Here is a 14,831-nt window from a genome sequence, read left to right as displayed (position 1 = left end):
ACGAACAACTTCATGACCATTCAAGAAGTAGTGCTACGGCGGCTTAATGCGCCGCTGAAGCAGCCTTATGTTGTCTCTACAAGAGCGATTCATGCATTTGATCCCATTGTTGTTTGCATACGCAACGACGACGGAGGCCATGGATGGGGCGAGGCGTTGATCGCACCCGGCTATACCGCTGAAACGGTAGAGGATTCCTGGCAGTTTTGCAGAGGCGCCGCAATGGCGATGCTTGGCGAAAGGCCGGCAGCGGCCAAAGACATGTTGCTCGACGCCGCAAGCAGACATCCGGGTGGTGCCAGCGCAATGCTCAGTGCGCTGGACATGATGGAAGAGGCCCCAATACTGCGGATTGATGAAAACCTGCGCATTCCGCTGCTGGCTCCCGTCAATGCGCATGAACCGGCAGCGATGAGGCAGGAAATAGAGCAATTGCTTGCAGCAGGCTATCGGACATTGAAGATCAAGATAGGATTCGATTGGCAGCAGGATCTGGCCCGCATAGAAAAGATCCAGCAAATTGTGCGTGGCAGGGCGATGCTCAGGCTCGATGCCAATCGTGGCTATGACCTGGGCGCCGGCAAGGCAGTCGCGAGCCGTCTTCATCCCGAAGGGATAGAGCTGTTTGAACAGCCCTGCGGTTCTGATGAGTGGGCAGCCCATGCGGAGATAGGCATGTGTTCCACGGTACCGCTGATGCTGGACGAGTCCATTTACAGCATTGAGGATATTGCCCGATGCGGCCCGCTGGAAGGGGTTGGGTTCGTCAAGCTCAAACTCAAGAAGGTCGGCAGTCCCGGCATGCTCGTCAACGCTCTGCAGTACATCAGGGATCAGGGTATGGAGCCGGTGTTGGGCGACGGCGTCGCCACCGACATTGCCTGCTGGGCGGAAGCCTGTGTGGCCACGCGCTGTATACGTAACGCGGGAGAAATGAACGGATATTTGAAACTGGGCCGAAGTCTTTTCAAGAACCCGCTTTGTGTCGAGGAAGGCGAAATGGTGATTCCCAAGGGATATTGGCCGCAAGTCGATGATGCGGCACTCGATGCCGTGACAGTGATACGAGACGTACTGACCGCTCAATAGCATGCCGCCTGGGGCGGGCTCGCTTCGCTGCGTCGTGATTCAAGATACAACAGAAAGGAGACAAGTTATGTTCGCAAAATTCATCCATGCTAAACGCGCGCTTGGTGTCGCACTACTGGCATCCTGCTCTGCGTTCGTTCTGCCGGCCATGGCATCCACTGGCAGTGTCGGCCAATATCCGGAACGCAATATAGAGATCATCGTGGCCTATCCAGCCGGAGGCGCTATCGATGCGCTTGCGCGGCTGATTGGTTCAGAGCTGGCCAAGAAACTGGGTAAATCCGTTATTGTGGTCAATCGCGCCGGCGGGTCTGGCGTGATCGGAACAAATATGGCTGCAAAGGCCAAACCTGATGGGTACACACTTTTGATGAGCGGCGCCAATGCAATTATCAGCCCCGCCGTGGATGCGAAAGTGCCTTTTGTCATGGCGGATTTCGACCCGGTCGCACGCATTAGTGAAACTGCGTTTGTCCTGACCGTTTCTCCCGACTTGCCCGTGAAGGATGTGCACGGTTTGATTGAATACAGTAAGCAGCATCCGCAATCCATGAACTACGCATCGACCGGGGTGGGGTCCGTTCAGAACATTCTGAGCGAACAGTTCAAGCAGCGGTATGCCCTGAACTGGCTGCATGTTCCTTATCAGGGCGGTTCGCCCGCGCTCAACGATGTGGTTGCCGAGCGGATACAGCTTATGTTTGCCAACCCTATGCTGGTCGGCCCCTATCTTGAAAAGGGGCGCGTGCGCGCCATCGCGACAAGCACGCCAGAGCGTATGGATGTTTTCCCGGATGTTCCGACGATGAAAGAACAGGGGCTCAATGACTTGGCGGTCCTGACGTGGGTGGGATTGCTGGCACCGGCAGGAACGCCAGAAGCCATTCGCGAGACACTGAGCCGCAACGTCATGGAAATTCTGAAGGACCCGGCGATCAGTGAAACCATCTTGAAGCAGGGAAGCCTGCTGTCTCCCTTACCCATGAAGGAATTTGGCGTCTTTCTCGAGCAGGATATCAAACGCTGGACTGATATTGTCCGGGAATCCCGCGTGGCGCTTGAATAATCAGCATGTAGTGTGAAATACCCGGGCTTTCAGTGTGAATGACTTGTGTTTTTTGTGAGGCTGTTTTGCGTATTGTAACTTTTCATCATGAATCTGATGCGTGTGTGGGATTCGTTCTGAATGATCGAACCTTGTTTCCTTTGACCGGCACTCCCTTCGCCCAGTTGAGTGTCACTGACCTGCTTGAGATGTCTGTGCGCGGTCGTCAGGATATCGTCGATGCTGTGACAGCCGGGAGCCAGGCTGTATCGCTGCCACTGGATGAGGTGCAACTACTTCCACCGTTATCCAGACCAGGAAAAATCATTTGTCTGGGGCTCAACTATTTTGACCATGCGGCGGAAAGTGGCCATGAGAAACCTGAATATCCCAGCTTTTTCCTTCGCACCGCTGATTCCCTGATTGGTGCTGGCCAGCCCATTGTGCGCCCGGCGTGTTCCGAACAGCTCGATTACGAGGCGGAGCTTGCCGTAATCATGGGGCAACGCTGCAGGCACGCCGCACCCGAAGAAGCACTTTCATATGTCGGCGGTTACTCGTGCTTTAACGATGGCAGTATTAGAGACTTTCAGCACAAGACCTCGCAATGGACAATAGGCAAGAACTTCGACGCTACGGGCGCTTTTGGCCCGGTCATTGTCACCGCTGATGAGATGCCTCCAGGCGCGTCCGGACTGAAAATAAGTACCCGTCTGAATGGCAAGATCTTGCAGCAGGACAACACGGCCAATATGGTGTTTACAGTGGCTGAGGCCATTGCAATGCTATCCCGGTGCATGACCCTCTTTCCTGGCGACGTGATTGCAATGGGTACGCCAGCAGGTGTCGGTTCCGCTCGTCGACCACCCATCTGGATGCGTCACGGAGATACGGTGGAGGTAGCTATCGAAGGTATCGGCCACCTGAGGAACCCCATTTGCGATGAGGGCGAGCGCACTGGGCAAGTTCCAGGGCGCACGAGCGCTTGAGATCGAATTTTCCTGTTGCCCTCTGCCGGGTGCTTGCCAGCAGAGCGGGCGCAAGCGTCAATGGACGCGGATGTCGCAATGTCACCTGTTTTTTGTCAGGCCTTATTTAGGCTTATAGGCAGTATGGATTAAGGTAACATGCTTTCTCACAGCGTTATGGAGAAGCAGCATGAGTCACGACAAGCACAAAGTTGTCATCGTCGGAGGAGGTGCCGGAGGCCTGGAGCTTGCCGCAAAACTGGGCCGCGAATTCGGCCCTGAGCACATTGTGCTTGTCGACAAGGCAGACAGTCACATCTGGAAGCCTTCCTTGCATGAAGTCGCGGCGGGAACACTGGACATACATCGCGAAGACCTTTCTTATTTCATGCTGGCCCGCGACTGCGGATTCACATTCATGCATGGCGAGCTTCAAGGGCTGGATCGCGAAGCCCATCAGTTGACGCTCAGCGCCGTCGTCGACGCCGCCGGAGAAGAAGTGTTTCCGGTCAGGACACTCGCCTACGGTACCTTGATCATGGCCGTAGGCAGCAAGTCCAATTTTTTTGGCACGCCAGGTGCCGCGCAATATGCGCTTGCGTTGGATTCAACGGCCGAGGCCGAGCGTTTTCGGCAGCGCCTGCTCAATGAGCTGGTTACGCTCAATCGCAAAAAGACGACGGGCACACCGCAAATTCTCAATATTGCCATTGTGGGAGGCGGTGCGACCGGCGTTGAACTGGCCGCCGAATTGCTTGAAGCGATGGCCGGTCTGGTGTACTACGGCCTGAACGAGCTGGACCCCGAGCGCGATGTTCGCATAACGCTGCTCGAAGGGGCCGATCGCATTTTGTCCGCCTTGCCCGAAAAGCTTTCCGCCACCGCTCAGGCGCTGCTTGTGACGCGCGGCGTATCCGTCAAGACCTCGGTCAAGGTTGCTGCTGTAGAGGCTGATGGGCTGGTCGATAGCGAAGGCAATCGCTACCCGGCCGACTTGTGTGTATGGGCGGCGGGCATAGAGGCGCCGGTTTTCCTGACAACACTGGGCCTGGAAACCAACCGCCTGCATCAGATTGTCGTCGATGAGCGCATGCGTACGGCCGACCCTGACATCTTTGCATTGGGCGATTGTGCACAGGCGCCCTGGGCGGGTGAAAGCAGATCGTTGCCGGCACGTGCCCAGGTAGCGCATCAACAGGCCTCTTTTCTCAGACCTGTTCTGCGTGCCCGCATCAAGGGGGAGAGCGAGCCTCAGGAGCACTTTCGTTTTCGCGATTATGGCTCGCTTGTTTCTGTTGGGCACACGCGCGGCGTGGGCAGCCTGATGGGTGTGCTCAAGGGCAAGAGCTGGTTTGTCGAGGGCCTGCTCGCGCGATGGATGTATATGAGTCTACACTTGATGCATCACATGGCAGTGCTGGGGCCTTTGCGCACCGGTTCCATGGCCCTGGGCCGGCTGCTGCTCAAGCGCGGAGCACCGAGGGTCAAGCTGCACTGATTCCATATTCGCCAGCCAAGGCGCTATGGCTGACCTTTTGAGAGCACAGGAGTCGGACGATGGAGTTTCATGCGCGGCTGGAGTCGCCACTGGGCCGCATATTGCTCTGTTCCCGAGGCACGGGACTTGCAGGGTTGTACTTTGTCGGCCAGAAAGATTGCCCCAGTGTGCCTGGCGTGCGGCCACCGCAGCACGCCAGCCCTGCCGCAGGCGACTTGAATGGCCGTCCGATCCGCAGCCTTCACGCACGCCGCCGCGCACTCGAACCGGATCTGTTCGGCGAGGAAAACCTCGCGCGAACAGCCGGCAATCAGGCCTGCATGCGGTATGCCCGGCAAACGCTGTCCAAGACAGCCGGGGGTGGCGCCAACACTGGACAGGATGATCAGGCCGGAACGCTTGAACTTCTGCAGGCGGATACGCCTTTGAATGTGCAAGATATCTTTGCCCAGGCAGGCGCGGAACTGGGTGAATATTTTGAAGGCTCGCGCCGCGTTTTTTCCGTGCCTCTCCAGTTGGACGGCACGCCGTTCCAGCAGCGGGTCTGGCAGGCGCTGCTTGGCATTCCATACGGCGAGTATGTGTCGTACGGCGATGTTGCCGTGGCGGCGGGCATGACGCGCCATCATGGCCGCCCGGTGGGCGCGGCGGTAGGGCAGAATCCCGTCACCATTATTGTGCCGTGCCATCGGGTGCTGGCGAGCTCGGGTCAGTTGAATGGCTACAGTAGCGGCCTGGAACGCAAGGTGGCCCTGCTGGAGCTCGAAGGCTTTGAGGTAGGCTGATGCGCCCTGATGGCGAAATCAGGCCTTGTTGCGCGTATCATGTTTCATGATGCGCTCTTTTTCTCGTTGCCAGTCCTTGTCGCGTGCCGTGTCTCGCTTGTCGTGCAGTTTCTTGCCACGCCCCAGGCCAAAATCCAGCTTGATGCGGCCATTCTTGTAATGCAGATTGAGCGGCACCAGCGTGTAGCCGCGCTGCTCCACTTTGCCGATCAGCTTGCTGATCTCTTCGGCCTTCAGAAGCAGCTTGCGCGTGCGGGTAGCGTTCGGATGTATGTGTGTTGAAGCGGTGGGAAGCGGGCTGATATGCATGCCCAATATCCAGAGCTCGCCACCGCGCACGATGACGTAGCTTTCCTTGAGCTGCACGTGACCCGCACGTATGGCTTTGACTTCCCAGCCTTCGAGCACGAGTCCCGCTTCGAAGCGGTCTTCGATGAAGTAATCGTGCGTTGCTTTGCGGTTATCGACAATGCTCATGAATCAATATGCCTATAGAGGCTAAAATCGCTACATTCTATCTATTAACACGGCTCGATGCATAAAGTACAACGCTCAGTTCTCGTCCCGCACAGTCGCGGCCAGATGTTCGACCTGGTTGCCGACGTTGAAAAATATCCAGAATTCATGCCGTGGTGTGGAGGCACTACGGTACACCGAAAAGATGAAAAGGGCATGGAAGCCTCTGTGACGATCAGCATTGCCGGGATACGTCAGACTTTCACCACCCGCAATGAGCATGATTATCCGGAGTTGATTACGGTTAATCTTGTTGATGGCCCATTTTCTCAGCTCAAGGGTACCTGGGCGTTCCAGGAGTTGGCCGCCGATGCCTGTAAAGTATCCTACACAATGGAATACGCGTTTTCCAGCCGTACGCTGGAAGCGGTGGTCGGCCCCATTTTCAATCGCATCGCCACCAGTTTCATCGACTCTTTCACGCAGCGAGCCCAGGCATTATATGGCGGCTGAAACCTCTGGTGCCGGCGAAAATCCTGCAAGGCCAAATCACGCAACAGCCACTGACAGCCGCGGCATCACCGTGCAAGTCATTTTCGCACAGGGGCCGGATGAAGTCTGGGCTGTGGAGATGCGGATGGGGCCAGACGCCACCCTGGGGCAGGCGATAGACCGCAGCGGCTTTGCGCAGCAATTCCCCGACTACGACATGGCCGATCTCAAGGCAGGTATTTTTGGGCAGCGATGCAGCAGAGACCATCCGCTTTCCGAGGGCGATCGGGTGGAAATCTATCGTCCACTGGACTTCGACCCCATGGAATCGCGTCGCCGGCGCGCTCAGCACAGAAAAAGCCGATTGTCGCGCACATGACATAAATCCTCGCCCAAGCGCGCTATGGTAGACCACTATAATTAATCGGCAGCGCGGACGGATCCCGGGCCGCGACAAGGAGACAGATTACATGGATTTCCGCCTTAGCGATGAACAACAGGCCTTTGCACAGGCCGCCCGCGACTTTGCCCTGGGCGAGCTGGAGCCTAACGCGGCGCGATGGGATGCCGAAAATATATTTCCGCGCGATACCTTCGCACGGGCCGGTGAGTTGGGTTTCTGCGCCATCTACGCGCCCGAATCCATAGGCGGTCTGGGCCTGCCCAGGCTCGATGCCACCCTGGTGTTCGAGGAAATGGCCGTCTTCGATCCTTCGACGACGGCCTTTTTGACCATCCACAATATGGCCACCTGGATGATCGGGTCTTGGGCGAGTCAGTCGGTCCGGGATGTGTGGGGCCCGGTGCTGGTCACCGGCGAAAAGCTCGCCTCGTACTGTCTCACCGAACCCGGTTCGGGATCAGACGCCGCTTCGTTGAGCACGCGCGCCGAGAAACGCGGCGGCGCCTATGTGCTCAACGGCGCCAAGGCTTTCATTTCCGGCGCGGGCGATACGGATGTGCTGGTGGTTATGGCGCGTACGGGCGGCCCGGGCGCAGCGGGCATTTCGGCTTTTGTCGTCCCTGCGGACACGCCGGGGATCACCTATGGTCGCAAAGAAGACAAAATGGGCTGGAATAGCCAGTCGACACGTCCTATCGTGTTCGAGAACGTCGAAGTACCGGCCGAAAACCTATTGGGCCAGGAAGGCGAAGGCTTCAAATTTGCCATGAAAGGGCTGGACGGCGGCCGGATCAATATCGGCATCTGCTCGGTGGGCGCCGCGCAGGGGGCTTACGACGCGGCACGCCGTTATATGGGTGAACGCAAGCAGTTTGGCCAGCAATTGGGCGCTTTTCAGGCGTTGCAATTCAAGCTGGTCGACATGCTGACACATATTGTGGCTTCGCGGCAGATGATTCGCCTGGCCGCCTCCAAGCTTGACGAAGGCGATCCCAACGCATCTTCCTATTGCGCCATGGCCAAACGGTTCGCCACCGACCTCTGCTTCCAGGCCTGCCTGGACGGTCAGCAGATTCATGGCGGCTATGGCTACCTCAAGGATTATCCGCTCGAACGCCTGGTACGCGATACCCGCGTACACCAGATTCTCGAGGGTACCAACGAAATCATGCGGGTGATTGTCGCCCGCCAATTACTGGATAAAGGAGCAGACATCCGATGAACTCCCCCGTGTTATTCCGGGAGCTGGACACAGCCAATGACAAGAAAATCGGCGTCGCCACGCTGAACGCCCCGCAAAGCCTGAATAGCCTGTCGCTGGAGATGTGCAAACTGCTTGCCGCCCAGCTCTCGCAATGGGAGTCCGACGAGCGCATAGCGTTTGTGGTGCTCGATGCCGCGGGGGGCAGGGCATTCTGCGCAGGCGGCGATCTGCAAGGGATCTACAAAGGCATGCTCGAGAATGTGTCGCGCGATCCCTGGAATAATCCTTACGCGCGTGAGTTCTTCGAGGTTGAGTACCGCCTGGATTACCAGATTCACACTTACGCCAAGCCATTGGTTTGCTGGGGCAGTGGCATTGTGATGGGCGGTGGCGTAGGTCTGATGATGGGCGCCAGCCATAGAGTTGTCAGTGAAACCACGCGCTTTGCCATGCCTGAAGTGTCCATTGGCCTGTTTCCGGACGTCGGTGGCACCTGGATGTTGGCGCGGTTGCCCGACGGCATCGGCAATTTCCTGGCGATGACGGGCGCCCAGTTGGGGGCACGCGATTGCATGCGTCTGGGCCTGGCCGATTACACCGTCGCCACCAGCCAATGGGACGCTGTACTGGCGCAGATGCAGGCCCAATCCTGGACAGGTAGCGCCACCGAGAACGCCACGATTCTGCGGCAAGTAATGCTGGCGAACAAGCCCTCGGAATCGTTGCCGCAGGGGCCGCTCGAAACGCATTTTGCGGCGATCCGCGAAGCCTGCGATGGCGAGGATTTCGACGCGGTGTGTGCCAGCATTGCCGCCTGGGCCAGCCATGATGATCCCTGGCTGCAGCGGGCCGCGAAAACCTTTAAGGCTGGCTCGCCAGGATCGGCGCGCCTGAGCTTCTCGCTGCTCAAGCGGGTTCGGCTGTTGTCCCTGGCCGAGGTATTCCGCGAGGAGTACATTGTTACTTTGCAGTGTGGTGTCCAGGGCGATCTGCAAGAGGGCATACGTGCCCTCATCGTCGACAAGGACAAACAACCCAAGTGGAATCCGGCCACGCCCGCAGACGCCACGTCCGCATGGGTGCAGCGGTTCTTTCAGCCGCCATGGCCAGCTGGCACCTCCCATCCCTTGCGGGATATGGGCCAAGCCTGAGCCAGCATTCGTTCAAGAATAATATCGTTCCAACAGGAGACAGCAATGAGTCGCATCGCATTTATCGGCCTGGGGCATATGGGAGCCCCCATGGCTCAAAACCTGCTCAAGGCCGGTCATGAAATGGTCGTTTTTGATTTGGTACCCGCTTCCGTGAAAATGCTGGCGGATTCCGGCGCCACGGCGGCGGGGTCAGCCAAAGAGGCAGTACGAGGGGCAGAGGTCGTCGTAACCATGCTGCCTGCCAGCAAGCATGTGGAAGGGTTGTATCTGGGCGATGATGGCTTGTTGCAACACATTGCGTCGGGCACGCTGGTACTTGAATGCAGCACGATCGCGCCTGAGTCAGCGCGCAAGGTGGGCGAGGCGGCGAACGAAAAAGGCATCCGCATGATTGATGCGCCGGTGTCCGGCGGCACCGGCGGCGCCATCGCCGGTACGCTGACTTTCATTGTTGGCGGCGCAGTGGCGGATCTTGAGGCAGCTACGCCGTATCTGGAAAAAATGGGCAAAAACATCTTCCATGCCGGCGATGCCGGGGCGGGTCAGGTGGCCAAGATTTGCAACAACATGCTGCTGGGCATCCTGATGGCCGGCACTTCGGAAGCATTGGCGCTGGGTACAGCCAATGGTCTGGATCCCAAGGTGCTTTCCGACATCATTGCCAAGAGTTCGGGCCGCAACTGGGCCACCGAGCTCTACAACCCGTGGCCAGGCGTCATGGATCACGCGCCGGCCTCCAAGGAGTATGCCGGCGGTTTCGGCGTAGACCTGATGCTCAAGGACCTGGGGCTGGCTGCGGAATCCGCGCTGAATGCGCGGGCTTCCATTCCGCTCGGAGAGCTGGCGCGCAACCTGTATTCGCTGCACAGCAGCAAGGGCAGTGGGGCGCTGGATTTCTCCAGCATCCTGAATTTGTACCGAAAGTAGAGGTCAGGCCTCGACCTTCAGCGGATACGGCAGGTCAAACGGCTGAATAGCGAGGCCGTTCGCGCTTTCCAGCCGGTAATCAGCCTGACCGAGGTCTGCCAACTGGGTTTCCATCAGCACATGCAGCGTTTCGCCATTGAGCGCTGCATTAACAATCCGTCCGCAGGGGTTGTCCGGGCGCAATGCATCGTAGGTGTCCATGCCCGGCAATGCGGCCGCGTCAATGCTTTTTGCGCTCGCGACTTTGCCATATGCCATGCGACGTTTTACCGTGCCGCGATAATGGGCCCTTGCCACGACTTCTTGGCCCGGGTAACACCCCTTGGTGAAATTGACCCCGTCGATGAGATCAAAATTGAGCGTCTGAGGAATGAAGAGGTCCTGCGTTGCGGCCTGCACCCAAGGCAATCCCGCAGCGATGTCCGCCGCATGCCATGGCGCGGTGTCTTCTGCCGAGTCCTCCAGGCCAGGATGTGGGGACTTGTCTTGTTCGGACGCCTGGAGGCTGGGAATCAGCCACCACCGCACCATGTCGGGCTGCGCAGACGGGGCGCCAATGGCCTGCCAGTCGTTTTTGAGCATGGCTACTGACCAGGGCGCGGGCTCCGCCGGCAGCGCAGCCCACTGCGCCTCATCGAAACCGGGCAGCCCTGGGAGGCTGGCCTGATCCTCTTGAGCGTGTCGAATCAATCCATAGACGGGAAGGTTGGTAATCTCTATTTTCACTTTGGCACGAAGGATAAACATCGATATCCGCTTGGCCAGCGCCTGGGCGAGGTCGGCTTTGACAAGCGCTCGTAATACAGGTGATGTGTCGCCATCCTGCTGAGGCGTTTTCCAGATAAGAAGGCTGCCCAGCAGGCGGCCCTTGGCCGTGCAATAGCCTGCGAGTCGCGCTTGCCCTTCAGGCAGGCCTTCAACGTCCTGAGTAAGCTGGCCATGCAGAAAAGCAATGGCATCCGCGCCAGTGGCTTGCAGGACGGCAAGATCGTGTAGGGGAAATAAAGTAGTAGGTGTGCGATTCATGGATTTGGAGCTGATAACAACAGTGATGCGCCGGGCGTGAAGTGCGCTTGATGCCTATGATACCGGCCCTGGCGGTATTTGCCCAAAATATCGGGTCCTGCGAGCTTGGGACAAGGGTTCGCGCAAGCCCGGGTCTGGGCTAAACTGGAAGGCTGATGAAAAAATTCAAGCTGATCCTTCTTTCTGTGTTTCTCCTGGTGGCCCTGGGCGCCGCCTTGCTCAGCGCCGGCGCCTGGTATTGGTCGCAGCGCCCGGTAACCATGGACAGTCCGCGTATCGATTACATTGTTGAGACGGGCAGCGGCCCAGCCACCATAGCACGCGCGCTGAACGAGGCGGGCATTCATATCAACAGCAGGGGCTTTGTGGCGCTGGCGCGGCTGACCCAGTTGGACAAGCGACTGCAAGCTGGCGCCTACGAGGCGTTGCAGGGGGATACCCCTCGACGCCTGCTCGAACGCATGGCCAATGGCGACATGACCCAAACTCGCCTGACCCTGGTCGAAGGATGGACATACAAGCGTATCCGGCAAGCTTTGCAAGACAACCCGGCCGTACGCCAAACGCTCGATGGCGTGAGCGACGACGAACTCCTGGCACGCCTGGGCGCCGATGTTCAAAGCCCCGAAGGGCTGTTTTATCCTGATACTTATGTATTTGTGCCGGGTACGACCGATTACGACATTTTGCGGCGCGCTTTTCATGCCCAGCAGAAAATGCTGGACAACCTGTGGGCGGAACGCGACCAGCAGTTGCCGCTGAAAACGCCTTACGAGGCCTTGGTTCTGGCCTCCATTGTTGAAAAGGAGACTGGCCACAGCATGGATCGCGGCAAGGTTGCAGGCGTGTTTGTCAATCGCCTCAAGCTCGGCATGCCCTTGCAAACTGATCCCACCGTTATTTACGGCATGGGCGACGCTTATCAGGGGCGGATACGTAAAAGAGACCTGACCACCGACACCCCCTGGAATACCTACACACGTAACGGCCTGCCGCCTACGCCCATTGCCGCGCCGGGGCGCGCGTCCCTCCTGGCCGTGCTGCACCCAGACGAGCACGGCTATCTGTATTTCGTTTCGCGTGGAGACGGTACCAGCGAGTTTTCCACCAATCTGGCCGCGCACAACCGCGCGGTTGCCAAGTACATACTGGGGCGCAAATAAATGCAGAACCAACGGGGTTGCTTTATTACACTCGAAGGCCTGGACGGCGCCGGAAAGAGCACGCATGTGCAATGGCTGGTAGATCGCCTGCGCGACAAGGGATTGCAGGTTTTGTCCACGCGCGAACCCGGCGGCACGGCGCTCGGTGAACGGCTGCGCGACATTCTATTGTCCTGCGACATGCATGCCAAAACAGAGGCATTGCTGATGTTCGCGGCGCGCTGCGAGCATGTGATACAGGTGATTTTGCCTGCCCTGCAGCAGGGAACGTGGGTGGTCTGCGACCGCTATACCGATGCCAGTTATGCGTACCAGGGTGGCGGGCGGCAACTGGGCAGCGAAGCTGTGCAACAGCTGGAAAGCTGGGCACTCAATGGGCTGGAGCCCGATCGCAGTTGGCTGTTTGATGTGCCGCTCGACGTTGCGCGCCAGCGGCTGGCCTCTGCGCGCGAGCCAGACCGTTTCGAGCAAGAGGGCGCTGCGTTCTTCGAGCGCACTCGCGCGGCCTATCATGAGCGTGTCAATACGCAGCCAGAGCGACTGCGGCTGATCGATTCGACCTTGCCGATAGAGGTCATCCGGGAACAGCTGGGTGCGCAGATTGATAGCTTGGTGTCGCACTGGCAAGCGCGGCTGACAGGCAGTACGGCATGAGCGCGTTACCTGATTTTTTGCCCTGGCAGCGTGAGCTTGCCCAACAATGGCTTAACCAGCGCGAGCGCTTTGCACATGCGTGGTTGCTGCATGGTCTGCCAGGCATAGGCAAAAAACAGTTCGCGCTTGCGGCAGCGGCCAGCCTGCTGTGCGAGCAGCCGGCCAACGGCCTGGCCTGCGGCACGTGTCCTGCCTGCCTGTGGGTGGCGGGCGGTAACCACCCTGATCTCAGGCGCATCCGTCCTGATGCCGTGGCCCAGGAAGAAGGGGTGGCAGTTGAAGAAGACACTTCGGTGTCAACTGTTAAAAAAACGCCTTCCAGGGATATACGCGTCGAACAGCTACGCGCTTTGGGCAGTTGGTTCAATACGGCCACGCATCGTGGCGGCTGGCGCGTCGCAGTGCTGTATCCAGCCAGAGCCATGAACATGATTGCCGCCAATGCCCTGCTCAAGGTACTGGAAGAACCGCCCGAGCATACGGTATTCCTGCTGGTGGCCGATGCCCCAGACCGCTTGCTGCCCACCCTGGTGTCGCGTTGTCGCCGGCTGCCGTTGCCGGTGCCGGATCCGGCGCAATCCCTGGCGTGGCTGCAGGCGGAACAGGTCTCGCGCGCCGATGAATGGTTGGCGGCAGCGGGTGGGGCGCCCTTGCTGGCCAAAGCGTTGTCGCTCTCGAACGACAGTCCGTGCCCCGACTGGCTACAGCAACTGACAAAAGGGCTGGCTGGCAGCGCGACGTCCGATATTGGGCCCTTGGCGGACCAAATCGAAAAATTGGCGCCAGACGCCTGGATAGACAGCCTTCAGCGCTTGTTTGTGGATATTCTCCTGGCCGCATCGGAGGCCCAGGTACGCTATTACCCGGCGCTGGAATCGCATATCAACACGATTGCGGCCCAGGCCTCGCGCCAGCATCTCGGGGACACGGCCCGGTGGCTCACTCAGCAACGGCGCATTGCAGGGCACCCTCTCAATGCCAAGCTGTTCACCCATAGCGCATTGCAGCGGGTAGCGCTTGCCTGCAACCCTGTCCGTCAGCCCTGAAGGTTTTTTCTGATTACGTAGGCGGTTTCGCATGTTTGTAGATTCACATTGTCACCTGAACTTTCCCGAATTGGCCGACAATCTGCCAGACATTCTAGAACGCATGAAACAAAACGATGTGCGTTATGCGCTGGTGGTCAGTGTTAACCTGCCGGCGTGGCAGGGCCTGATGGACATGGTGGCGCCCCACGATAACTTATTTGCCTCGGTGGGCGTGCATCCGGACTACCAGGACACGACCGAACCCACAGTAGAGCAGTTGATTGCGCTGTCCCAGTCCCCCAAGGTGGTTGCGTTAGGCGAAACCGGGCTGGATTATTTCCGGCTGGTCGAGCCCTTATCCTGGCAGCGCGATCGCTTTCGCACGCATATCCGGGCCAGCCGCGAAACAGGCCTGCCGCTCATCATTCATACGCGGGCCGCGAGCGAGGACACGCTGCGCATCATGAAGGAAGAGGGTGCCGCGCAATATGGCGGCGTCATGCATTGTTTTACCGAGTCCTGGGAGGTTGCCCAGGCAGCCATGGAGATGAATTTCTATATTTCGCTATCCGGGATAGTAACGTTTAAAAATGCCAAGGATTTACAGGAAGTTGCCAGAAAAGTACCCTTGGATAGATTATTGATAGAAACTGATTCCCCCTATTTAGCGCCCGTTCCACACCGGGGCAAGATGAATGACCCCTCAAAAGTCATGCATGTTGCCGAGAAAATTGCTGAGTTACGCGGTATCAGTGTTGCTGAGGTGGCACAAGCAACTACTGATAATTTCTTCAATTTATTCAATAAGATAAAGGTAGATATTAAAGTAATTTAATTAATGTAATTTATTTAAATCAAAGTATTTAATATTACAGAGTTAAGAAATTAAATTTAAAGTAAATTATCTGATAATTTACTTTATAATATTTATATAACTTA

16 protein-coding genes are annotated in these 14,831 nt (G+C 57.9%); 14 read left to right on the top strand and 2 right to left on the bottom strand.

Features of this window, described 5'->3' with window-relative positions; all coding sequences use genetic code 11:
• Positions 1-12: 12 nt before the first annotated feature.
• The 5 genes from ERE07_RS13380 to ERE07_RS22045 all read left to right on the top strand — a co-directional run bounded on the left by ERE07_RS13380 (position 13) and on the right by ERE07_RS22045 (position 5,385).
• Positions 13-1,089, top strand: a complete 1,077-nt coding sequence (locus ERE07_RS13380) for a mandelate racemase/muconate lactonizing enzyme family protein (protein ID WP_167670895.1) — start codon at positions 13-15, stop codon at positions 1,087-1,089.
• 67 nt (positions 1,090-1,156) lie between these two features.
• Positions 1,157-2,155: a Bug family tripartite tricarboxylate transporter substrate binding protein gene (locus tag ERE07_RS13375; RefSeq protein WP_167670893.1), complete on the top strand. Its 999-nt coding sequence runs from the start codon at positions 1,157-1,159 to the stop codon at positions 2,153-2,155.
• A 38-nt stretch (positions 2,156-2,193) separates the two neighbouring features.
• Positions 2,194-3,123: a fumarylacetoacetate hydrolase family protein gene (locus tag ERE07_RS13370; protein ID WP_130009533.1), complete on the top strand. Its 930-nt coding sequence runs from the start codon at positions 2,194-2,196 to the stop codon at positions 3,121-3,123.
• Positions 3,124-3,292: 169 nt separating this feature from the next.
• Positions 3,293-4,600: an NAD(P)/FAD-dependent oxidoreductase gene (locus ERE07_RS13365; protein WP_130009531.1), complete on the top strand. Its 1,308-nt coding sequence runs from the start codon at positions 3,293-3,295 to the stop codon at positions 4,598-4,600.
• Positions 4,601-4,659: 59 nt separating this feature from the next.
• On the top strand, positions 4,660-5,385 hold the full coding sequence (locus ERE07_RS22045; RefSeq protein ID WP_245153704.1) for a methylated-DNA--[protein]-cysteine S-methyltransferase: 726 nt from the start codon (positions 4,660-4,662) through the stop codon (positions 5,383-5,385).
• Positions 5,386-5,403: 18 nt separating this feature from the next.
• On the opposite strand, the gene smpB is transcribed toward ERE07_RS22045, so the two are convergent.
• Positions 5,404-5,862 carry an SsrA-binding protein SmpB gene (gene smpB / locus ERE07_RS13355; protein ID WP_130009529.1) on the bottom strand — a complete coding sequence of 153 codons (459 nt, stop codon included), beginning with the start codon at positions 5,860-5,862 and terminating at the stop codon, positions 5,404-5,406.
• Positions 5,863-5,919: 57 nt separating this feature from the next.
• Between smpB and ERE07_RS13350 the strand changes: the two genes are divergently transcribed.
• The 5 genes from ERE07_RS13350 to mmsB all read left to right on the top strand — a co-directional run bounded on the left by ERE07_RS13350 (position 5,920) and on the right by mmsB (position 10,021).
• A complete protein-coding gene (locus ERE07_RS13350) occupies positions 5,920-6,354 on the top strand; it encodes a type II toxin-antitoxin system RatA family toxin (protein WP_130009527.1) in 435 nt (144 codons plus the stop codon).
• 70 nt (positions 6,355-6,424) lie between these two features.
• A complete protein-coding gene (locus tag ERE07_RS13345) occupies positions 6,425-6,712 on the top strand; it encodes an RnfH family protein (RefSeq protein WP_245153703.1) in 288 nt (95 codons plus the stop codon).
• A 91-nt stretch (positions 6,713-6,803) separates the two neighbouring features.
• On the top strand, positions 6,804-7,958 hold the full coding sequence (locus ERE07_RS13340; RefSeq protein ID WP_130009524.1) for an acyl-CoA dehydrogenase family protein: 1,155 nt from the start codon (positions 6,804-6,806) through the stop codon (positions 7,956-7,958).
• Positions 7,955-9,091 (top strand): enoyl-CoA hydratase/isomerase family protein, encoded by a 1,137-nt coding sequence (locus tag ERE07_RS13335; RefSeq protein ID WP_130009522.1) that lies wholly within the window; start codon positions 7,955-7,957, stop codon positions 9,089-9,091. The genes ERE07_RS13340 and ERE07_RS13335 overlap by 4 nt, the downstream gene beginning before the upstream one ends.
• A 45-nt stretch (positions 9,092-9,136) precedes the next feature.
• Complete coding sequence (gene mmsB / locus ERE07_RS13330; protein WP_130009520.1) at positions 9,137-10,021, top strand: 3-hydroxyisobutyrate dehydrogenase; 885 nt, start codon at positions 9,137-9,139, stop codon at positions 10,019-10,021.
• Positions 10,022-10,024: 3 nt separating this feature from the next.
• On the opposite strand, the gene ygfZ is transcribed toward mmsB, so the two are convergent.
• The gene (gene ygfZ / locus ERE07_RS13325) at positions 10,025-11,047 is read right to left on the bottom strand and encodes a CAF17-like 4Fe-4S cluster assembly/insertion protein YgfZ (protein ID WP_130009518.1); all 1,023 of its coding nucleotides are present in this window, start codon (positions 11,045-11,047) and stop codon (positions 10,025-10,027) included.
• 155 nt (positions 11,048-11,202) lie between these two features.
• Here ygfZ and mltG point away from each other — a divergent pair, with 155 nt between their 5' ends.
• The 4 genes from mltG to ERE07_RS13305 are packed head-to-tail and all read left to right on the top strand — an operon-like array spanning position 11,203 to position 14,727.
• Entirely contained in the window at positions 11,203-12,210 is a 1,008-nt protein-coding gene (mltG, locus tag ERE07_RS13320) for an endolytic transglycosylase MltG (RefSeq protein ID WP_130009516.1), read from the top strand.
• Entirely contained in the window at positions 12,211-12,864 is a 654-nt protein-coding gene (tmk, locus tag ERE07_RS13315) for a dTMP kinase (protein WP_130009514.1), read from the top strand. It abuts the gene before it with no gap.
• On the top strand, positions 12,861-13,910 hold the full coding sequence (holB, locus tag ERE07_RS13310; protein WP_130009512.1) for a DNA polymerase III subunit delta': 1,050 nt from the start codon (positions 12,861-12,863) through the stop codon (positions 13,908-13,910). The genes tmk and holB overlap by 4 nt, the downstream gene beginning before the upstream one ends.
• Before the next feature lie 31 nt (positions 13,911-13,941).
• Positions 13,942-14,727, top strand: coding sequence for a TatD family hydrolase (locus tag ERE07_RS13305; protein WP_130009510.1), 786 nt, complete (start codon positions 13,942-13,944; stop codon positions 14,725-14,727).
• Positions 14,728-14,831: the final 104 nt, after the last annotated feature.

Origin of the sequence: Allopusillimonas ginsengisoli, from assembly GCF_004153455.1 — a bacterium.
Taxonomy (GTDB): domain Bacteria; phylum Pseudomonadota; class Gammaproteobacteria; order Burkholderiales; family Burkholderiaceae_B; genus Allopusillimonas; species Allopusillimonas ginsengisoli.
This window is presented reverse-complemented; position numbering and strand designations above follow the sequence as displayed.